General features: G+C 63.0%; 18 protein-coding genes. 7 read left to right on the top strand and 11 right to left on the bottom strand.

The window, feature by feature from the left end:
- Positions 1-151: 151 nt before the first annotated feature.
- The 3 genes from IVB42_RS01590 to IVB42_RS01600 all read right to left on the bottom strand — a co-directional run bounded on the left by IVB42_RS01590 (position 152) and on the right by IVB42_RS01600 (position 2,984).
- A complete protein-coding gene (locus tag IVB42_RS01590) occupies positions 152-616 on the bottom strand; it encodes a RidA family protein (protein ID WP_247469634.1) in 465 nt (154 codons plus the stop codon).
- Positions 617-628: 12 nt separating this feature from the next.
- Positions 629-2,320, bottom strand: a complete 1,692-nt coding sequence (locus tag IVB42_RS01595; protein ID WP_247335200.1) for a benzoate-CoA ligase family protein — start codon at positions 2,318-2,320, stop codon at positions 629-631.
- 145 nt (positions 2,321-2,465) lie between these two features.
- The gene (locus IVB42_RS01600; RefSeq protein WP_204511875.1) at positions 2,466-2,984 is read right to left on the bottom strand and encodes a MarR family transcriptional regulator; all 519 of its coding nucleotides are present in this window, start codon (positions 2,982-2,984) and stop codon (positions 2,466-2,468) included.
- A 249-nt stretch (positions 2,985-3,233) separates the two neighbouring features.
- Here IVB42_RS01600 and IVB42_RS01605 point away from each other — a divergent pair, with 249 nt between their 5' ends.
- Positions 3,234-4,409, top strand: coding sequence for an ABC transporter substrate-binding protein (locus IVB42_RS01605; protein ID WP_247384078.1), 1,176 nt, complete (start codon positions 3,234-3,236; stop codon positions 4,407-4,409).
- Between the two features lie 29 nt (positions 4,410-4,438).
- Complete coding sequence (locus IVB42_RS01610) at positions 4,439-4,894, top strand: cupin domain-containing protein (protein ID WP_247361477.1); 456 nt, start codon at positions 4,439-4,441, stop codon at positions 4,892-4,894.
- Positions 4,895-4,904: 10 nt separating this feature from the next.
- Here IVB42_RS01610 and IVB42_RS01615 read toward each other — a convergent pair whose 3' ends face one another.
- From IVB42_RS01615 to IVB42_RS01630, 4 genes are all read right to left on the bottom strand, one after another.
- The gene (locus IVB42_RS01615) at positions 4,905-6,155 is read right to left on the bottom strand and encodes a flavin-dependent oxidoreductase (RefSeq protein ID WP_247369609.1); all 1,251 of its coding nucleotides are present in this window, start codon (positions 6,153-6,155) and stop codon (positions 4,905-4,907) included.
- Between the two features lie 55 nt (positions 6,156-6,210).
- A complete protein-coding gene (locus IVB42_RS01620) occupies positions 6,211-8,562 on the bottom strand; it encodes a bifunctional salicylyl-CoA 5-hydroxylase/oxidoreductase (protein WP_247469635.1) in 2,352 nt (783 codons plus the stop codon).
- 93 nt (positions 8,563-8,655) lie between these two features.
- Positions 8,656-9,492 carry an enoyl-CoA hydratase family protein gene (locus tag IVB42_RS01625; RefSeq protein ID WP_247452905.1) on the bottom strand — a complete coding sequence of 279 codons (837 nt, stop codon included), beginning with the start codon at positions 9,490-9,492 and terminating at the stop codon, positions 8,656-8,658.
- A 43-nt stretch (positions 9,493-9,535) separates the two neighbouring features.
- Complete coding sequence (locus IVB42_RS01630) at positions 9,536-10,297, bottom strand: SDR family oxidoreductase (RefSeq protein ID WP_247469636.1); 762 nt, start codon at positions 10,295-10,297, stop codon at positions 9,536-9,538.
- 196 nt (positions 10,298-10,493) lie between these two features.
- Between IVB42_RS01630 and IVB42_RS01635 the strand changes: the two genes are divergently transcribed.
- The 5 genes from IVB42_RS01635 to IVB42_RS01655 are packed head-to-tail and all read left to right on the top strand — an operon-like array spanning position 10,494 to position 16,218.
- A complete protein-coding gene (locus IVB42_RS01635) occupies positions 10,494-11,309 on the top strand; it encodes an alpha/beta hydrolase (RefSeq protein WP_247469637.1) in 816 nt (271 codons plus the stop codon).
- Between the two features lie 12 nt (positions 11,310-11,321).
- Positions 11,322-12,611, top strand: coding sequence for an acyl-CoA dehydrogenase family protein (locus IVB42_RS01640; protein ID WP_247469638.1), 1,290 nt, complete (start codon positions 11,322-11,324; stop codon positions 12,609-12,611).
- A gap of 2 nt (positions 12,612-12,613) precedes the next feature.
- Complete coding sequence (locus IVB42_RS01645) at positions 12,614-14,137, top strand: long-chain-fatty-acid--CoA ligase (protein ID WP_247469639.1); 1,524 nt, start codon at positions 12,614-12,616, stop codon at positions 14,135-14,137.
- On the top strand, positions 14,134-15,222 hold the full coding sequence (locus tag IVB42_RS01650; protein WP_247361463.1) for an NAD/NADP-dependent octopine/nopaline dehydrogenase family protein: 1,089 nt from the start codon (positions 14,134-14,136) through the stop codon (positions 15,220-15,222). The genes IVB42_RS01645 and IVB42_RS01650 overlap by 4 nt, the downstream gene beginning before the upstream one ends.
- 3 nt (positions 15,223-15,225) lie before the next feature.
- Complete coding sequence (locus IVB42_RS01655) at positions 15,226-16,218, top strand: 3-hydroxybutyryl-CoA dehydrogenase (RefSeq protein ID WP_247469640.1); 993 nt, start codon at positions 15,226-15,228, stop codon at positions 16,216-16,218.
- Here IVB42_RS01655 and IVB42_RS01660 read toward each other — a convergent pair.
- From IVB42_RS01660 to IVB42_RS01675, 4 genes are read right to left on the bottom strand one after another with little or no spacing between them, the layout of a single operon-like run.
- Entirely contained in the window at positions 16,215-17,261 is a 1,047-nt protein-coding gene (locus IVB42_RS01660) for a peptidase M29 (RefSeq protein ID WP_247398468.1), read from the bottom strand. The genes IVB42_RS01655 and IVB42_RS01660 overlap by 4 nt on opposite strands.
- Before the next feature lie 36 nt (positions 17,262-17,297).
- The gene (locus tag IVB42_RS01665; RefSeq protein WP_247361456.1) at positions 17,298-18,065 is read right to left on the bottom strand and encodes an ABC transporter permease subunit; all 768 of its coding nucleotides are present in this window, start codon (positions 18,063-18,065) and stop codon (positions 17,298-17,300) included.
- Positions 18,062-18,847 (bottom strand): ABC transporter permease, encoded by a 786-nt coding sequence (locus IVB42_RS01670; RefSeq protein ID WP_247361454.1) that lies wholly within the window; start codon positions 18,845-18,847, stop codon positions 18,062-18,064. Before IVB42_RS01670 ends, IVB42_RS01665 begins: the two co-directional genes overlap by 4 nt.
- Entirely contained in the window at positions 18,844-19,689 is an 846-nt protein-coding gene (locus IVB42_RS01675; protein ID WP_247361452.1) for an ABC transporter ATP-binding protein, read from the bottom strand. The genes IVB42_RS01670 and IVB42_RS01675 overlap by 4 nt, the downstream gene beginning before the upstream one ends.
- Positions 19,690-19,772: the final 83 nt, after the last annotated feature.

Genomic DNA, 19,772 nt, shown 5'->3' on the forward strand with positions numbered 1-19,772 from the left:
CGCAAGCGTCGCCTCAACCGACGCGGCCCGCGCCCACGACATTCGAATCATGGTTGCCCATGGATTCAGAAGCCCGCAACAAAAGCAACTGTAATGCTAGGTGATCTCGCCAAGGCGAACCTAAAAAAGACGAGCTGGGCCAGCCGTCGGTTCAGCGCGGAATGACGGCGGTGGCTTCGATTTCGACGCGCGCCGCCTTCTCGACGAGCCGGACGACCTGAACCAGCGCCATCGCCGGGTAGTGCGCGCCGAAGATCGCGCGGTAGGCCTTGCCGAGCTCTTTCAGGTTCGTCAGGTACTCGTCCATGTCGACGACGTACCAGGTCAGGCGCATCAGATGCTCGGGCTGCGCGCCGGCCTCCGCAAGGATCGCGGCGATGTTGCCTAGGGTTTGGCGCACCTGCGCGACAAAACCCTCCGCGAGACGCTCCTCGTCATCCCAGCCGATGACGCCGCCAGTGACGACGATGCGTCCCTCGGCGGCCATGCCGTTGGCATAGCCTTTCGGTACCGGCCAACCGGACGGCTGGAGCACCTGCGCCCTGGAGCGGGTTTTATCCTCGGCTGTTGTCGGCAGCACCGCGAGGTGCGGGCCTTTCGGCGTGGTCACTGACAATTTTCTATCCTTCTATTCCGCCGCGACGCCGGAGGACGGCACCGCGGTCTGCGCCAGTTGCCGCAGGGCAAAGCGCTTTAGTTTGCCGGTCTCGGTCTTCGGTAGTTGCGTCACGAACTCGATCGCGCGCGGATATTTGTATGGCGCGATCTCGCGTTTGACATGCTCCTGCAACGCAGCCACGAGCTCGGCATCCGGCGTTACGCCCGGCGCGGCAACGACATAGGCCTTCACGATCATGCCGCGCGCCTCGTCTGGCGCGCCGACGACCCCGCATTCGACGACCGAGGGATGCGTGAGCAGCGCCGCCTCGACGTCCGTGCCTGCGATGTTGTAGCCGGCCGACACGATCATGTCGTCCGAGCGCGACTGATACCAGAAATAGCCGTCGCTATCCATCAGATAGGTGTCGCCCGTGATGTTCCAGCCGTTCTGGACGTATTTGCGCTGCCGCTCGTCGGCGAGATAGCGGCATCCGGTCGGCCCGCGGACCGCGAGCCGTCCCATCGTGCCCGGCGGCAAATCATTGCCGGAATCGTCGACGATCTTCGCTTCATACCCCGGCACCGGCTTGCCCGTCGCACCGGGGCGGATCTCGTCCTCGGTCGCGCTGATGAAGATGTGCAGCAGCTCGGTCGAGCCGATGCCGTCCATCAGCTTGATGCCGGTCGCCTTTAGCCAGGCATCGAATGTCGGCTTGGGCAGCGTCTCGCCGGCGGACACGCATTTGCGAAGCGAGGAAATATCGCGGCCCGGAAGCTTGCCAATCATCGCCCGGTACGCGGTCGGCGCGGTGAAACAGACCGTGGTCTTGTACTGCTCGATCGCATTCAGAATGTCGTCGGGCGCCGTCTTCTCCAGAACGACAAAGGAGGCGCCGATGTGCATCGGAAACAGCACGCCGCCGAAGCCGAACGTGAAGGCGAGCGGTGCAGAGCCGACGAAGCGATCCTTCTGCTCCGCCCGCAGGATGTTGCGCGCATAACCATCGCAGACCGCCAGCATGTCACGGTGGAAATGCATGGTGCCCTTGGGATCGCCGGTCGTGCCCGACGTGAACGCGATCAGGCAGACGTCGTCGGATGCAGTATCGACGGCTTTGAACTCCGGACTTGCATCCCCCATCAGCGCCTCGAGCGAGTCGCCACTGGCGGTGCCCCAATAGACCACGCGCTTGAGGCTGGGGGCTGCGGCTTTCGCTTTCTCCATTTCCTCGGCGAGCTTGCCATCGCAGAGCGCGAGTGTGATCTCCGCCTTCTGGATCGGATAGGACAGCTCCTTGGCGCGCAACAGCGGCATCGTCGCCACCACAATGCCTCCGGCCTTGATCACCGCCAGATAGGTCGCGACCATCATCGGATTGTTGGCCGAGCGAAGCAGCACGCGCCCGCCGGTGACGAGACCAAGCTTGCCGACCAGCACATTGGCGATGCGGTTCACGAGCGTTTGCAGCTCACGATAGGTGTAGCTGACGGCGGGGCTGATCACGCAGGCAGCGTCGCCATGTCCCTGCTCGACCCAGCGGTCTAGGAAATAGCTGACGCAGTTCAGGCGGGGCGGATATTGCAGTTCCGGTCGTGTGAAGATGAATTCCGGCCAGAGCTCGCGTGGCGGAAGATGCTGCCGCGCGAACGCATCGACATGGGCTGTCGCGGCATTGTCGTCATGCGAGCCCGAGATTTGAACCTTGGCGGCGTTGGCCATCGCACGCTCCTTTCAGCATGGAAAGCACCCGGCAGCACTCACTCGGAAACATTTTAGGCTTAAAGCAATTTCGCGCAATAGCGGATTTTGGGCATCCCGTGCTTTTTCCGGCGGCAACGGGATTGGTGGTGCCTCAGCCGCGGACCTACGCCCGGCGGCGAGCGGCCGATTTCTGCGCCGATGCCTTGGTCTTGGCGAGCAGCCGCATCAATTCGCGCACATCCTTCGGCGTCAGATCGGCGAAGAGATCGGCGATCCAAGTCTCGTGTTCCGCGGCCATTCTGCGAAACTCGGCGCGACCGAGTTTAGTCAGCCGGATGACCTGGACGCGGCGGTCGGTCTCCGACGTGCGGCGGTCGAGATGACCGGATTCCACGAGGCGCTCGACCAGACCGGTGACGTTGCCGTTCGAGACCATCATGCGCTTGGAGACGTCGGACAGCGTCATGCCGTCGGGTGCCTTGTCGAGCTGCGCCATCAGGTCGAAACGGGGCAATGTGACGTCGAAGCGCTGCCGCAACCGGCCACGAACCTCGCCCTCGATCAGGGTCGTGCAGGTCAAGAGGCGCAGCCACAGCCGAAGCTCTTCGGCGTGATCCTCCGGAGTTTCGACGGCCTTGGTCTCGGAATCGAGCATGTTGATGCAGTCACTCACGGCCGGCATTGGCGCCCGGCACGGATCCCCACGTTTTGAGCTTCAAATAAATCGACGCCGGCTGCAAGCGTAAAGCCGCAACAATCAACCCCATGCCGATTTCTTTAGGCTTCAAATAATTGGCGCGCCACTTGCATGCACCGCTGCCCGCCGGATGACGACGCTTTGAGCTCGCTTGCCGCGGCAGCAATCATCGGCATAAACTTGGATTGGAGTAGCGGCTTGCAGCGCAAGTCCTGTTGTCACGGGGGACAGATCATGAAGACGCAAATGACGTTGGCCGCAGCCGCCTTGCTGCTTGGCACCGCGGTGAGTCCTTCCCTCGCCCAGGAGAAGATCAAGCTGGGGGTGATCGTGACCCTGTCGGGACCCGCCGCTGCACTCGGCCAACAGGTTCGCGACGGCTTTGCGCTCGGGGTCAAGGATCTCGGCGGCAAGATGGGCGGCCGCGAAGTCGAGGTCGTAGTGGTCGACGACGAATTGAAGCCGGACGCAGCGGTCACCAAGGTCAAGGGGCTTCTGGAGCGCGACAAGGTCGACTTCGTGGTCGGCCCGATCTTCTCCAACATCCTTCAGGCGATCCACCGGCCGGTGACGGAATCGAAAACCTTCCTGATCAGCCCCAATGCCGGCCCATCCACTTTTGCCGGCAAGGATTGCAACCCGTTCTTCTATGTGACCTCGTATCAGAACGATCAGGTGCACGAAATCCTCGGCAAGGTCGCGCAGGATCGCGGCTACAAGCGCATGTATCTGATGGTGCCGAATTATCAGGCCGGCAAGGACTCGGTCGCCGGCTTCAAGCTCGACTACAAGGGTGAGATCGTCGAGGAATCCTACATGCCGCTCAACACGCTGGACTTCCAGCCGGAGCTTTCCAAGATTTCATCGCAGAAACCGGATGCGCTCTTCACGTTCATGCCCGGCGGCCTCGGGGTCAATCTCGTCAAGCAATACAAGCAGGCCGGCCTCGCCGACACCATTCCGGTGCTCTCGGCTTTCACGGTGGATGAATCGACCTTACCGGCGCAGCAGGACGCGGCGGTCGGCATGTTCGGCGGCGCGAACTGGGCGCCCAATCTCGACAATCCCCAGAACAAGAAGTTCGTCGCCGCCTACGAGGCCGCCTATAACGGCGTGCCCGGCACCTACGCCTTCCAGGCGTATGATGCCGCGATGCTGATCGACAGCGCCGTCAAAGCCGTGAAGGGCGATCTCTCCAACAAGGATGCGGTCGCGGCCGCTCTGAAAAAGGCCGACTTCACCTCGCTGCGCGGCGCCTTCAAGTTCAACACCAATGGTTATCCGATCCAGGATTTCTACCTGACCAAGGTCGCCAAGCGCGCGGACGGCAAGTTCCAGACCGAGATCGTTCAGAAGGTCTTTGAGAATTACGGCGACCGCTACGCCAAGGACTGCAAGGCGGCGAACTAAGCCGCACGTCGCGTTGAGGGAGGATCACAATGAAGAGCGAAATCACCGGCATTACACGGGCCAATGAGGGTATCCAGGGCATCTCCTGGAACATTCTTGGCCAGACCTATGTGCCGAAGAGCAACACGGAGCACAGCTTCTCCTGGCATGCGACGCTGCCACCGGGCACGTTCGTGCCGCCGCACATCCATCCCGACCAGGATGAATATCTCTACATGCTGGAGGGCAAGCTCGATTTCATGCTCGGCAATTCCGAGTCGCAGGCGACCGCGGGCGACCTGATCCGGCTCGGCATGGGTGTGCCGCACGGCATCTTCAACAAATCGGGGCAGACCGCGAAGGTGCTGTTCTGGGTGTCACCGACCCGCAAGCTGTTCGACCTGTTCTGGGGCCTCCACAACATGAAGGAACAGAAGCCCGAGGACGTGGTGGCGATGGCCGCCGAGTTCAACATCCACTTCCTGCCGCCACCTCCCGGCGGCTAGCAGGGCATCTTTAAGCCCGCACCGCCGCAAGTCCCGGCACTGCGGCGAAGCCAGCCTTGGTGGCATAGCCGCGCACGATCGCCTCGCGCTGGGAATAGCTCAGCACGTTGTCGACATTGTCGAAACCATCAGGCGCGAGCTGCTCGACGGCGTCGATGACGCCCTCGGGACCGCCACGCCTGTTGGAGCGGACGATATCCGCGGTCATCGGCAGGCGCTTCTTCTCGTATTCAAGCAATGCCTGGCGCGGATGCTCGGCGCGCACCAGTGCGTCGGCGAGGCAGCGCGCATCGAGGATCGCCTGCGAGGCGCCATTTGAGCCGACCGGATACATCGGATGCGCGGCATCGCCGAGCAGCGTAACTCTGCCCGACGACCAATAGGGCAACGGATCGCGGTCGCAGGTCGGATATTCGTAGAACTCGGGCGTGGCCGAGATCAGGCTCTTCACGTCGACGTAGGGCACCGAGAAGCGCGCCACATGCGGCATCAGCTCCTCGCGCCGGCCCGGCCGCGACCAGTCTTCCTTCCGCGGCGGCGGGGCATTGCCCTCGCCGACCTTCACCAGCACCGCCCAGTTGGTGAGACGGCTCGCCGGGCTCGATCCCTCCGCGATTGGATAGATCACCACCTTGGCGTTGAGGCCACCGGCCACGATCATCGATTTGCCGGTAAGGAACAGTGGCCAATCCCGCGCACCGCGCCACAGCATCAGGCCGTTCCAGCATGGCGGCCCCTCGCTCGGGAAGAGCGTGTCACGGACCCGCGAATGGATGCCGTCGGCACCAATTAGAATGTCGCCGCGCGCGGTATGGATGTGCGCGCCTGAGCGGTCGAAGAAGTAAGCGGTGACGCCGCTCTCGTCCTGCGTGAAGGCACCGAGGCGGCAGCCAGTGTGGATGGCCTCCGGCCCGAGCCGCTCCTCGACAGCCCGATGGATGACGCCCTGAAGTCGACCGCGGTGGATCGAGAATTGCGGCACATCGTGGCCGGCGTCGATGCCGCGGGCCTCGCGCCAGACTTCCTGGCCGTGACGGTTGAGGTAATAGAGCTGGTCGGTGCGGATCGCGACATCGTCAAGCTGCTGGAGCAGACCAAGGCCTGCCAGCTCGCGCATGGCATGCGGCAGCGTGTTGATGCCGACGCCAAGCTCGCGGATGGTGTCGGACTGCTCGAAGATCTCGCAAGCGAGGCCCCGCGAGCGCAGCATCAACGCGGTGGTGAGACCACCGATACCGCCACCGACGATAATCGCCTTCATCGCCCTCACTCCACTCGGTACACACCAGGCAACGCGGCCAAATTCGCACGGGCGGTCACTCCGCCGCAAGCGGCTTCGTCGCCTCCGCCTTGAGCTCGGCCCGGGTCTTGGGCTTAGCCTTAATTCTCAGCTCCTCGAGATCCTGCCGGTCGCGCACGCTGTTGCGGAAAATCTGATCTTTTCCGGGAAGATATTGCGGCGGGCAGAACGCGTCGTCCGCCCCGTACCAGGCCGCCGCCCGCATGGTGAAGAAGGGATCGACCAGATGCGGCCGCCCGAGCGCGACCAGGTCCGCCCGGCCGGCAGCCAGGATGGTGTTGGCCTGGTCCGCCGTCGTGATGTTGCCGACGCACATGGTGGCCACGCGCGCCTCATTGCGGACCTGGTCGGAAAACGGGGTCTGGAACATGCGCCCATAGATCGGCTGCGCATCGCGCACGGTCTGCCCGGTCGAGACGTCGACGAGATCGACGCCGGCTTCGGCAAAAGCCCGCGCGATCGCCACCGCGTCGTCGCCGCCGATGCCACCCTCGGCCCAATCGGTCGCGGAAATGCGCACCGACATCGGCTTGTGCGACGGCCATACGGCCCGCAGCGCCTCGAAGATCTCGAGCGGGAAGCGCAGGCGGTTTTCGAGCGAGCCGCCATACTCATCCGTGCGGGTGTTCGTCAGCGGCGAGATGAAGCTCGCAAGCAGATAGCCGTGGGCGCAGTGCAATTCGAGCATGTCGAAGCCGCAGCGTTCGCCGCGCTCGGCCGCCGCGACGAAAGCATCTCTCACTACGTTCATGCCGGCCCGATCGAGCTCACGCGGAATCTGACTGTCGGGGAAATAGGGCAGCGGCGATGCCGAAAACACCTCCCAGCCGCCTTCGTCCAGCGGACGGTCCATGCCGTCCCACATCAGCTTGGTCGCACCCTTGCGCCCGGCGTGCCCCAGTTGCAGGCAGATTTTTGCGGCTGAATTGGCATGGACGAAATCCACGATGCGCTGCCAGGACGCCTCCTGCGCGTCATTCCACAATCCTGTGCAGCCGGGCGTGATGCGGGCGTCGCGGGTAACGCAGGTCATCTCCGTGAAGATCAGGCCGGCACCACCGATCGCGCGCGATCCATAATGCACCAGGTGGAAATCCGTCGGCACGCCCTCCTTCGCGGAATACATGCACATCGGCGACACCACGGCGCGATTGGCGATCTCCATCTCGCGCAGCCGGAAAGGCTGGAACAGCGGCACCATCGGCTTCTCGGTGTCGACTTCGAAACCGCTGTTGCGAACCTGCCTGGCAAACGACTTATCGACTTCAGCCACGAAGTCGGGAGCGCGGAGTTTCAGATTGTCATAGGTGATCGCCTTCGAGCGCGTCATCACGCCAAAGGCGAACTGCACGGGATCGAAATCCCAGAATCGGTCGACATGCTCGAACCAGACCAGCGAGACGTCAGCGGCGTGCTGCGTCTTCTCGACCTCTTCGCGGCGGCCGTGCTCGTAGACGTCCAGCGCCGCCTTGATGCTGGGCGCCTTGTCCATTGCGTCAGCCAGCGCGATCGCGTCTTCCATCGCGAGCTTGGTGCCCGAGCCGATCGAGAAATGCGCGCTCGCCTTGGCGTCGCCCAGCAGAACCATGTTGTCCTTGACCCAGCGCATGCTGCGGATCATTGGGAAGTTGCGCCACGTCGAGCGGTTGGTGAGCAATTGGTGCCCATCGAGGAACCAGCCGAAGATCTCCGCCATTCGCGTAGCCGACTGGGTCTCGTTCAGCCCTGTCAGCCCGGCGCGTTCAAACGTCTCCGGATCAGTCTCAAAAATCCAGGTCGAATGTCCGGCTTCATATTGATAGGCATGGGCAATGAACGGACCCCACTCCGTCTCCTGAAAGATGAAGGTGAAGGCATCCAGCGGCCTGGTCGAGCCCATCCAGGCGAATTTGTTGGTCCGGAGGTCGACTTCCGGCTCGAAATGATCGACGTATTTGTCGCGGAAGCGGCTGTTGATGCCGTCAGCGACCAGGATGAGATCGGCGTCGGCGAAGCGGGATTCGTCTTCGACGTCCGCTTCGAAATTCAGGACGACGCCCAGTTCGCGCGCGCGCGCCTGCAGGATCAGGAGCAGCTTCTGCCGCGAGCAGCCACAAAAGCCGTTGCCGCCGACCCGATGGACCGTTCCGCGGAAGTGCACTGCGATGTCGTCCCAGTAGGCGAATTCCTGGGTGATGCGGCGATAGCTCGGAAGGTCGTGCTTCTCGAAATTATCGAGCGTGGCGTCCGAGAACACCACGCCGAAGCCGAAGGTGTCGTCGGCGCGGTTGCGCTCGTATACCGCGATCTCGGCGCTCGGTCGCTGCTTCTTGAGCAGGATTGCAGCGTAGAGACCCGCAGGTCCGCCACCGATGATCGCGACTTTCATGGGAGCCTCGCCAATTCAACCCGCCGAAACTATTTTAAGCCTAAAATAATCTCGCGCAAGTCCCCATTGCAGAGGCTGCCGGCAAAGCCCGGCTTAGTCGCCCCTGAAGACCGGCTTGACCTTATTGGCGAAAGCCTCGAAGGCCCGTTCGAAATCGGCCGTCGTCATGCACAGCGCCTGAGCAATAGCCTCCGCCTCGATCGCCTCCTCCACCGACATCGCCCATTCCATGGCCAGCATCCGCTTGGTCATGGTGTTGGCGAAGGTCGGTCCCTCCGCGATTTGCTTGGCGAGCACTTGTGCCTGGGGCAGCACCTGCTCCGGGGTGACGAGGCGGCTGAAGAAGCCCCAGCGCTCGCCCTCCTCCGCAGTCATGAACCGGCCGGTGTAGAGCAACTCGGAGGCGCGGGACTGTCCGATGATCCGCGGCAGGATCGCGCAGGCGCCCATGTCACAACCGGCAAGGCCCACCTTGTTGAAGAGGAACGCGACCTTGGCCCCGCTCGCCGCAAGCCGCATGTCCGATGCCATCGCGATGATCGCGCCCGCGCCGGCGCAGATGCCTTCAACCGCGGCAACGATCGGCTGCGGACAGGCCCGCATCGCTTTGACGAGATCGCCGGTCATCCGCGTAAACGCCGTCAGCCCCTTGGTGTCCATCTTCACGAGCGGCCCGATGATCTCGAACACATCGCCGCCGGACGAGAAATTGGCGCCGGCGCCGGTCATGACGATGGACTTGACCGCATCGTCGAACGCGCAGGCGCGAAAGAAATCGGTCAGTTCGCGATAGCTCTCGAAGGTCAGCGGATTCTTTCGTTCCGGACGATTGAGTGTCACGGTTGCAACACCATCGACGACGGCCAGCAGGAAGTGCTGCGGCGAATAGTCCGCAAGCGGTAAGGTCACGGGATTGGCTGGTCTGCTCATACGATCTCCTTGGCTTCCTTGCTCCGCACCTTTGCCATGCGCGCTAAATCTCACCACCGGCAACAGCGATTGCCTGCCCGGTGATTGCGCCGGCGCCCTCGCCGCACAGCCAGAGCACGGCATCCGCGACCTCGCGAGGAGAGATCAATCGCCCTTGCGGATTATGTTTCGCGAGATCGGCAATGGCCTGCTCGCGGCTGCGCCCCGTCTTTTTCATGATGTTCTCGATGCTGCCGGCGACGAGATCGGTGTCGGTGAAACCGGGACACACCGCGTTGACGGTCACGTTGCTGCCGGCCATCTCGAGAGCGAGAGACCGCACGAGACCGACCACAGCGTGCTTGGCCGCGGTGTAAGCACTGACATAGGCGTATCCCTTGAGCCCCGCCGTGGACGCGATCGCGACGATACGACCATAGGGACGGTCCTTCATCCCGGGCAGCACAGCGCTGACAGCATGGACCACGCCCATGAAATTGACGTCCATCATGCGCGCGAACAGGGCGCTGTCGGATTTGGAGAACGGCGCGGACTCGGCGCTTCCCGCGTTGGCGATTAGGATATCGATCGGCTTCCGCGCGCTCGCTTCAGCGATGGCGACTTTCATTGAGGTTTCGTCCGAGACGTCGGCGACGGCCGCAAAATGCGCTGCCCCTGCGCTAACAGCCTCTTCAAGCGTCGCAGCGTTCCGCCCAAGGACAGTCACCGTGGCACCGGCCTCGACGAGCGCTGCTGCGATGGCGCGACCGATGCCGCGACCGCCCCCGGTCACCAGCGCGTGCGGCGAATGCGGTAATCCGGACATGCGCTGGCTTCCTTGCATTCAGCTAATCGCTCTTCCCGATATATTTTAACCTTCAAACTTTTGCAAACGAAGCTCACTCGCCCCGCGAACAACCGCACGCCGAAGAGCGGCCCGAAAATTGCTTTAAGTATAAAATTATCTCTTCCCATCCCTCACAGGCCTGTTAGCATCGAAGGGCCGAGCAAAAGGATGTCGCGTGTCGCAGCCTGCGCCAATGATAACAAAGGACGGCCGCTTCGCCTATGAAGCCGCGGGCGATCCGGGCGGGACACCTCTGATTTTCCTGCATGGCATCGGCGGTGCGGCACGGGCCTGGCGGAGGCAGCTTGCCACATTCGGCGACCGCTTTCACGCGATTGCATGGGACATGCCGGGCTATGGCGGATCGGCGCCGCTCGCCAGCGTCAGCATTGCTGCCCTGGCGGATGCGCTTCAGCGATTCATCGAGCAGCTTGGTGCGAGCAAGCCAATTCTGGTCGGGCATTCCATCGGCGGCATGATCGTTCAGCAATGGCTGGTGCAATCCGCGAAACCGGCGCGCGCGGTCGTGCTGGCGCAGACCAGCCCCGCCTTCGGCAAGGCCGACGGCGATTGGCAGACATCGTTTATCGCCGCACGGCTGGGGCCGCTCGATCGCGGCGAAACGATGAAGTCGCTGGCGCCCTCTCTAGTGAAGGAACTGGTGGGCGACGATCCTGATCCCAAGGGAATGGAGCTTGCACGCGAGTGCATGGCAAGCGTGCCCGAGGCGACCTATCGCGCCATGATGCTGGCGTTGATTGGCTTCGACCAACGCAGCACCCTCAAGGACATTTCCATCCCGACGCTGCTGCTGTCCGGCTCCAAGGACAACAACGCACCAGCCCCAATGATGGCGAAGACGGCGACCTACATTCCATCTGCCGAGTATGTCGAATTGGCCGGTGTCGGCCATCTTGCAAACCTTGAGCGCCCCGATGCCTTTGACGAGGCCCTCGGCCGGTTCCTGAACTCCGTCGCGATCAACACGTAGGATGACTGCGCCATGACCATGCAAGTCAGCAAGACCATCGGCGCAACCGACAAGGTCGCGCTGGATGCGCCGATCTTCGATCCTGTCGCATTCCGACTGAGCGACGAGCAGGCCGGCATCATCGCGCGGGCGCGCGAGATCGGCCAAAGCGTGTTCGCCGGCCGCGCAGCGACTTACGACCGCGAGGCGATCTTCCCGTCGGAGAATTATCGCGACCTGCATCGTGTCGGCTTGCTCGGTATTGCCGTCCCCAAGAAGCATGGCGGGCTCGGGGCCAATTATCAAACTTACGCACTCGCGGCAGCCGAAATCGGCCGCTATTGCGGCGCGACTGCGCTCACATGGAACATGCATGTCTGCTCGACGCTGTGGTCGGGCCCGCTCGCCGACGATCTCGACATGGATGCAGAGACCCGGAACGAGCACGAGGGGCGGCGTGCAGTCCACTACAAGCGCATCGTCGAGGACGGCGCGATCTATTCGCAGCCTTTTTCGGAGGGCGGTGCGGCAGCGGCAGGCGGCGTCGCTTTCGGCACGCAAGCAAGGCCGATCGAGGGCGGCTGGATCGTCAACGGCAAGAAGATCTTTGCATCGCTCTCCGGCCATGCCGACTATTACGGCGTTCTCTGCACCGAGATCGCGGAAGGCGAAAAGGCTTCGCGCCGCAATACGCTTTACCTCGCCATCCCTGCAAAATCGGAAGGCGTTTCGGTCGTCGGCGACTGGGATCCGCTCGGCATGCGCGGAACGGTCTCGCGCACGCTGCTGTTCAAGGACGTGTTCGTGCCGGCAGATTCGGCGCTGATGCCGCGGGGTGTCTATTTCCAGGCCGCGATGCGCTGGCCGCACATGTTCCTGACGCTGTCGCCGACCTATATGGGCCTTGCGCAAGCCGCCTATGACTTCACCGTGCGATATTTGCGCGGCGAAGTACCGGGCATGCCGCCGGTCAAGCGCAGGATGTATCCGACCAAGCAGATTGCGGTCGCGCAGATGCAGATCAAGCTCGAGCAGATCAAGGCAATCTGGTTCCAGGCGGTCACCGAGGCGCGCGCCAACCCGAGCAAGGAGCAGGTGCTGCGCGCCTATGCCGCGCAATATTCGGTGATGGAGGGCGCCAATGAGCTCGCCGCGCTCGCGATCCGCACCTGTGGCGGTCAGGCTATGCTCCGCTCGCTGCCGCTCGAGCGGATCTATCGCGACAGCCGCTGCGGCTCGCTGATGTTGCCCTGGACCGCCGAGCTCTGCCTCGACCGGATCGGGCGCGAAGCGCTGTACGAGCCCGGCGAAACGGACGACTGACGGTGGATCTCTGCAGTCTGATCGATCGCAACGCGGCGTTCGCGCCAGACAAGACAGCCATTGCCTTCGAAGGCGAACGGTTGAGCTATGCAGCGTTCGCGGCACGCATCGAGCGGACGGCGGCGACATTGAAGCAGGAGCTCGGCGTCGGCCGCGGCGACCGCGTTGCCATCCTCAGCCTGAACCGGCCGGACTATCTGGTTCTGCTCTATGCCTGCGCGCGGCTCGGCGCGATGCTGGTGCCCCTGAACTGGCGTCTGGCGATCGCCGAGCAGCTTTTCATCCTCAATGATGCCGGCGCCAAGGTCCTGGTGCTCGAGCAGGCATTTGAGGGAATTCTTGCCGAACTCGAGGGCACTGCAATTGTCGGGCTCGATTTCGAACCGCCTCACGGCACGACGTTCGAAAACCTGTTGGCTCGGAGCCGGGGCACCGGCCGCAACCCGCACACCGATCTCTCCTGCCCGCTCCTCATTGTCTACACATCGGGAACGACCGGACGACCGAAAGGCGCGGTGCTGCGCCAAGAAGCGCTGTTCTGGAACGGCGTCATGAGCCAGCACATGCACAACATGACGTCCGATGACCATGTGCTGACGCTGCTGCCGTTCTTCCACGTCGGTGGCCTCAACATCCAAACCACGGCGGCGCTCCAGCTGGGCGCGATGGTCACGGTTCACGCACGCTTCACGCCGGACACCGCGCTTGCAGCCATCGAACGGGAGCGGCCGACCTTGACCGTGATGGTGCCGGCGATCATCCAGGCCGTAAGCGAGCATCCCGCCTGGACCACGACCGACCTTTCGTCACTCAAAGCCGTCGCGACCGGCTCGACCATCGTGCCGCCGCATCTGATCGACCGTTTCGTCGCGCGTGGCGTCCCGGTGCTCCAGGTCTACGGCTCGACGGAAACATGCCCCATTGCAGTCTACACCCGGCTTGGTGGCGATCTCTCGCGCGCGGGCTCGACCGGACTTGCCGGCCTGTGCTGCGAAGCGAAAGTGATTGATCAGGCCGGCAACGAGGTGCCGGCGGGCGCACCGGGGGAGATCGCGGTGCGCGGCCCCAACGTGTTCTTCGAATATTGGGGCAATGCGGACGCCACGCGCGATGCGCTGCACGACGACTGGTATCGGACCGGCGATATCGGCCTGTGCGACGCGGACGGCTATTTCTGGGTGCGCGACCGCAAGAAGAACATGATCATTTCCGGCGGCGAGAACATCTATCCGGCGGAGGTCGAACGCGTCCTGCTCGAACATCCCGATGTCAGCGAATGCGCCGTGATCGGCCGGCCCGATCCACGCTGGGACGAAGTGCCCATCGCCTATGTGATCCCGCGATCCGGCGGTCGACTGGAAGCAGACGCGTTGAAAGTGCATCTCCAGGCCCAGCTCGCCCGCTACAAGGTTCCGCGCGACATCATTTTCGTCACGGACCTGCCGCGCACAGCGCTCGGCAAGGTCCAGCATTTCCTGCTGAAACAGCTTGATGCGCAATCGCGCACGCAAGGAGAAGCATCTTGAAGATTGCGGTTCTGGGTGGGGGAAACGGCTCTTTCGCGGCCGCGGGGGATTTTGCGCTGTCGGGACATGAGGTCCGGCTCTGGCGCCGCGACGCAGATCAAGTCGCAGCACATCGCGCCGCCGGCTCGCGCATCCTGGTGAAGGATCATAACGGCCGTCACGACGTGAAATTGGCGCTGGTGACGACCGGCATCGCCGAGGCCGTCAACGGCGTAGAGCTGATCCTGTGCCCCGCCCCCGCCTTCGCGCAGACTGATATCGCGCGCCTGCTTGCTCCACATCTGCGGGATGGACAGGTCGTGTTTCTGCCGCCGGCCACGTTCGGCTCGATGATCTTCGCCCAGGCTGCGCGGGATGCCGGCAACCACGCCAAGGCGTGCTTTGCCGAAACCGGGACCTTGCCCTGGCTGACCCGCAAGCACGGACCATTCGAGGTGGCGATCACCATCCGCGCCAAGCGACTGCCGGTCGGCGTTTTCCCGCTCGATCAGGCGCCGCGCGCACTTGAGGTGATCGGACAGGCTTTCCCCGGCGCGGTCGAGCCGTGCGGAGATGCTCTCTCCGGTGCGCTCATGAACGCAGGCCCGATTATCCATCCGCCGCTGATCGTGATGAATGCTGGCCCGATCGAGCATTTCGAGAAGTGGGACATCCACAAGGAAGGAACGCAAGCCGCGATTCGCCGTGTCACCGACGCGCTCGATGCCGAACGGATGGCCGTGCGTGAGGCGCTCGGGTATGGCGCGCCGCATTTTCCGCTCACCCATCACTATGCCAAGGAAGGCGAGATCTGGATGTATGGCCGCGGCTCGCACGACCGGCTGACCGATTCCGGCGACTGGCGCGAGCAGATCGTGCTGACTGAGCACCGCTACATGAGAGAGGATTTGCGGCTTGGGCTATCGCTGCTGGTCTCTGTCGCCGGCCTCGCGGGCGTGGCTACGCCGCTGGCCAAGGGATTTCTGGCCATCGGTGGCGCAATCTGCGGTGAGGATTTTACGCAAGGCGGCCGAACCCTCGAGACGCTGGGCCTCGGCAATCTCGACAAGGCCGCTTTGCAGACGCTTCTTCGCAAGGGATTTTGATCGATGACCAACCGAGCCACAATCGCCTGTCTCGGGGCCGGCCGCATGGGCCGCGGCATCGCCGTCGCGTTTGCATATGCCGGGCATATGGTCACGATGATCGACATCAAGGCCCGTTCAGCCGAAGATTTCGCCAGGCTCGAGGCAGATGCGCTCGGCGAAGTCAGCAAGACCTTTGCCAACCTGGCGAAGCTGGGGCTACTGACCGAGGCGGATGTCGATCCGCTGATCGCGCGGGTCTCGGTGGTGCCCGCCAGCCAGAGCGCGGCGGCACTGTCCGATGCGGGAATAGTCTTCGAAGGGGTCCCCGAGATCGTCGAGCTGAAGCGGGACGTGCTGGGGGCGGCCTCAAAACAAGTCGGCCCCGATACGATCATCGCATCGACGACGTCGACCATCCTCGTCGACGATCTCTCAGGCGCGATCGTGAATCCTCGCCGCTTCCTCAATGTGCACTGGCTCAATCCGGCCTATCTGATTCCGCTGGTCGAGGTTTCGCCAGGCAAGGCCACCGATCCAGGCATCATCGAGGAGGTCAAGGCGCTACTCGAAGGCATCGGCAAGGTGCCGGTGGTCTGCGCAGCGTCTCCCGGCTTCATCGTCCCGCGCATCCAGGCGCTGGCAATGAACGAGGCCGCGCGCATGGTCGAAGAAGGCGTCGCCAGCGCCGAGGAGATCGACAAGGCGATCCGCTACGGTTTCGGCTTCCGCTACGCCGTGCTTGGGCTGCTCGAATTCATCGATTGGGGTGGCGGCGACATTTTGTACTACGCCAGCCGCTATCTCGAGGGCGCACTCGGCAGCGACCGCTATCGCGCACCGGACGTCATTAGCCGCAACATGCACGAAGGCCGGATCGGCCTGCGCACGGGCGCAGGCTTTCTCGATTATTCCGGCATGGACGTCGACGCCTATCGAGCAAAACGGCTTCAGGCCATGGTCGACCTGCTCCGGCACTTTGACCTGGCTCGCCCGCCTGTGCTCGATCGGACCTAGCCGAAGACGTTCTGAAGCACCCCTTCACGCACCACCGCGACGCCATCGAGCTCGATCGTCGTCCCCATTATCGGCAGATCGAAATGACCCGCCGTGTAGCGGCCAGCGAATTCGTTGGCACCGGTCGAGAACAGAAAGTTGCCGGAGACAGCGCGAATTTCGGTGCCGTTGGTGTCGCGCTGGTCATACATCGACAGCGCCTCGTAGCGCGCACCCGGATTCATGCCGAACCCGACATGCGAGACCGCATAGGCTTCCCGATCGCCCCAGGCGGCAAGATAGGCACGCATCATTGCGGCATCAGTGCCCTCGCCTTCCAGCTCGACAACATAATCGTCCCTCAGTGTCATCTTCACCGGCGAGGTCAGGTAACGCTTGAAGGTCAGGTTGATGTCGCCGGGCGCCATCACCAGCGTGCCGTTGATCGTTCCGCTCTTGGGGAAGCTGACGACGATGCCCCCGGGCCAATGCGCCAGCGTACCGGGCTTGTCCGTCCAGCCCCAAACGCCGACCGTGGACGCGCCGACCATATCGACGTCGAGCGCCGTGCCGGCTTTTGACGTCACCCGCATCCGCTTGGTCCCGCGCAGCATCTTCGCCGCCGCGCGAACGCGCTTCTCGAGCGCGGAATCCGGCACCATCCGCTCCAGCGCTTCGGGATGCTCGTTGGAGATCACCAGGATGCGCGCGCCGGCTTTGAGGATCTCGGGTGTCTCCACCGCATGCATCAGGCCCTCGATGGTGCAATCCACCACAAAGCCGGCCTGTTGAAGCGCCGTGATGACCGGGCCGAGCCGCTGGATCGCCTCGCTCGCCCCTGTCGAGCGAACCGGAACGATATTCCGGTTACGCGGGGTCGGCATGACCACGTGAAACGGTCGCGCGCCCAGGCGCAGCAGCGCGAGCTCCGCCAGGTGAACATTCAACGCACGTGACTGGGTTTCCGAGAGGATCGCCGCGGTATCGCCGGCCTTGACGGCGCATCGCTCAAAAATCTCGCAAAATGCGTCGATCCATTTTGCCTCAATGCGATCAGCCAGCATGGCCTACTCCCGTCTTTCTGTTTCTTCTTCGTCAGTTCATGCTTCGGGGAAACCCCGCAGCAGATACGCGCGCACTGCCCCCAGCAGACCATTGAGGATCAGGCCCAACAGCGAGATCGTGATCAGCGGCACGAACATGTCGACGGCCTGAAAGGTCCGGGCCGCCGTGACGAGCACATGTCCGAGCCCGTCGCTCGACGTGATCATCTCCGCCAGAAACACCACGATGCAGGAAATGACAAGGCCGATCCGGCAACCGGTCAGGATCGACGGCATCGCGGCCGGCAGCACCACTTTGAACAGGATCTGATAGCGCGGCGTTCCCGCCGCCATGGCCGACCAGATCAGCTTCTGCTCCACCGTTGAAGCGCCGTAATAAGTAGACAACAAAATGGGAAAGAGTGCATCCGCCGCGACCAGGGTGATCTTCGATCCATGACCGAAGCCGAGCAGCAGCAGCAATGCTGGATAGAGCGCGACCTTGGGCAAGGGCGCGAGCACGCGCACGATCGGCCGGACCACGGCGTTGATAGCCGGACTGGCGGCGGCCGCGATGCCGAAGCTGACACCGAGCACGACCGCAATCGCGAAGCCGGCAAACAACCGGATCAGGGTCGCCGCGATCTCCTGCTGAAACGACCATGTCACGAGTTGCTGCAGCAACCTGCCGAAGACATATCCCGGCGGCGGCAGCAACACCGCAGGCGCAAAGCCAAATGACACAAGGCCCTGCCACAGCGCGATCACCAGCACAATCGGCGCGAGCCCAAGGATGATGCTGGTGGAGCGAAGCTGCGGCATCATGAGAAGCTCAGCGGCATATCGAACTGCGGTTCAGACCAGCGCACCAGCCTTGCGCGGACCCGCTCGAAGATTGCATCCAGGCAGATTCCCATCGCGCCGACGATGATGATCATCGCAAAGACGGTGTCGTATTGGCCCATGTCGAGTGCATTGAACAGGATGTTGCCGGCGCCGGACTGACGCGCGATCATCTCGCTGGTGATCATCGTGATCAGCGCCAGCACGAGTCCGGTGCGGCAACCGGTCAGAATTTCCGGCAGCGCCGCCGGCAGTACGATCCGGACCAGCCGTTGCGCAGGCGAAAGCCCCATCGCCGCGCCCGACCATAGCATCTTCTCTTCCACCGCCTTGGCGCCCTCGAAGCTGTGATAGATCACGGGCAGGCTGACGCCGAGGAAGATCACCAGCGTCTTCGTGATGTCACCAACGCCGAGCCACAGCATGATGATCGGCATCAAGGCGGCCTTCGGCACCGGGTAGATCACCATCAGGAGCGGATTGAAGAAGGCCGCGACGGCCCGGCTGCGGCCCATCAACAGGCCGAGCGGGATCGAAACCGATACCGCTATGCCAAACCCGACCGCCATGCGGCGGAGCGAGGCCAGGATGTTGATCAGCGCTTCCTTGTCTCCGAGGATGTCCGGGATTGCGCGGATTGCCTCGATCGCCGTCGGAAAGCTGTCGTTCTTTAGCGCGAGTGATGCAACCTGCCATGCCGCAAGAAGCCCGATGCAGGCAAACACCGGGGCGGTACGCTTGGCCAGGGCCGTCAGCGATGTCATGACGCTGATCCCGTATCTTCGACCTCGTCGAACATCCGCTCGATGTCGACAACGTATTTCTGGTAGCGAGTGTCGAGCAGCAGCTCGCTGCGGCGGCGCGGCCGCGGCAGATCGATGTCGATCACCTCACGGATGCGGCCGGGGGATTTCGACATCATCACGACCTTGTCCGACAGGAAAACCGCTTCGTCCACCGAATGGGTGACGAACAGCACCGTCTTGCGATCACGCTCCCAGATACTCAACAGATCGTTCTGCAGGCGCGTTCGCGTGTGAGCATCGAGCGCGCCGAAAGGCTCGTCCATCAACAGAACCTCAGGATGGTAAGCCAGCGTTCGAGCCAGTGCCACGCGCTGCTTCATGCCGCCGGACAGCTCCTTGGGATAGAAATTCTCGTAGCCCTTGAGCCCGACCATTTCGATAAGAGCTCGGCTCTGCGCTTCCGCCTCGGTGGTGGGCACGCCCTGCTGGCGAGGGCCATACATCACATTGCCCAGCACGGTCTTCCACGGAAACAACGCGAACTCCTGGAATACCGGACCGCGATCCGGCCCTGGTCCCGTGATTATCCGTCCCCTGATCTTTGCAGAGCCGCTGGTTGGGCTGACGAAGCCGCCGACAACGTAGAGCAATGTCGACTTGCCGCAGCCGGACGGACCAAGGATCGAGACGAAGGCTCCCTCCTCGATCGCCAGAGAGATGTCCGATAGCGCCACATGATCCTTGCGCGCCGAGGTCTGAAATACCTGGGAGACGCTCTCGATCTCGATGATTGCAGAAGCCGGTTTTTGCGGCGTCACCGGTCTCACCCATTCGCTCGATCTCGAAGGCACTACCTTCATCCCGTCTCACTTCGTTCGCGAACCCTGCGCAACAGGCTTGCTGAACATCCGCCAGCGACACGAGCTTAGCAAGAAACTTGCCA

It is taken from the genome of Bradyrhizobium sp. 45, assembly GCF_023073155.1.
Lineage (GTDB): Bacteria > Pseudomonadota > Alphaproteobacteria > Rhizobiales > Xanthobacteraceae > Bradyrhizobium > Bradyrhizobium canariense_D.

Bases quoted from the DNA above. Each gene is read 5' to 3' on its own strand.
- IVB42_RS01595 (WP_247335200.1), bottom strand. From the start codon at position 2,320: ATGGCCAACGCCGCCAAGGTTCAAATCTCGGGCTCGCATGACGACAAT.
- IVB42_RS01600 (WP_204511875.1), bottom strand. From the start codon at position 2,984: ATGCCGGCCGTGAGTGACTGCATCAACATGCTCGATTCCGAGACCAAG.
- IVB42_RS01605 (WP_247384078.1), top strand. From the start codon at position 3,234: ATGAAGACGCAAATGACGTTGGCCGCAGCCGCCTTGCTGCTTGGCACC.
- IVB42_RS01610 (WP_247361477.1), top strand. From the start codon at position 4,439: ATGAAGAGCGAAATCACCGGCATTACACGGGCCAATGAGGGTATCCAG.
- IVB42_RS01615 (WP_247369609.1), bottom strand. From the start codon at position 6,155: ATGAAGGCGATTATCGTCGGTGGCGGTATCGGTGGTCTCACCACCGCG.
- IVB42_RS01620 (WP_247469635.1), bottom strand. From the start codon at position 8,562: ATGAAAGTCGCGATCATCGGTGGCGGACCTGCGGGTCTCTACGCTGCA.
- IVB42_RS01625 (WP_247452905.1), bottom strand. From the start codon at position 9,492: ATGAGCAGACCAGCCAATCCCGTGACCTTACCGCTTGCGGACTATTCG.
- IVB42_RS01630 (WP_247469636.1), bottom strand. From the start codon at position 10,297: ATGTCCGGATTACCGCATTCGCCGCACGCGCTGGTGACCGGGGGCGGT.
- IVB42_RS01640 (WP_247469638.1), top strand. From the start codon at position 11,322: ATGACCATGCAAGTCAGCAAGACCATCGGCGCAACCGACAAGGTCGCG.
- IVB42_RS01655 (WP_247469640.1), top strand. From the start codon at position 15,226: ATGACCAACCGAGCCACAATCGCCTGTCTCGGGGCCGGCCGCATGGGC.
- IVB42_RS01660 (WP_247398468.1), bottom strand. From the start codon at position 17,261: ATGCTGGCTGATCGCATTGAGGCAAAATGGATCGACGCATTTTGCGAG.
- IVB42_RS01665 (WP_247361456.1), bottom strand. From the start codon at position 18,065: ATGATGCCGCAGCTTCGCTCCACCAGCATCATCCTTGGGCTCGCGCCG.
- IVB42_RS01670 (WP_247361454.1), bottom strand. From the start codon at position 18,847: ATGACATCGCTGACGGCCCTGGCCAAGCGTACCGCCCCGGTGTTTGCC.
- IVB42_RS01675 (WP_247361452.1), bottom strand. From the start codon at position 19,689: ATGAAGGTAGTGCCTTCGAGATCGAGCGAATGGGTGAGACCGGTGACG.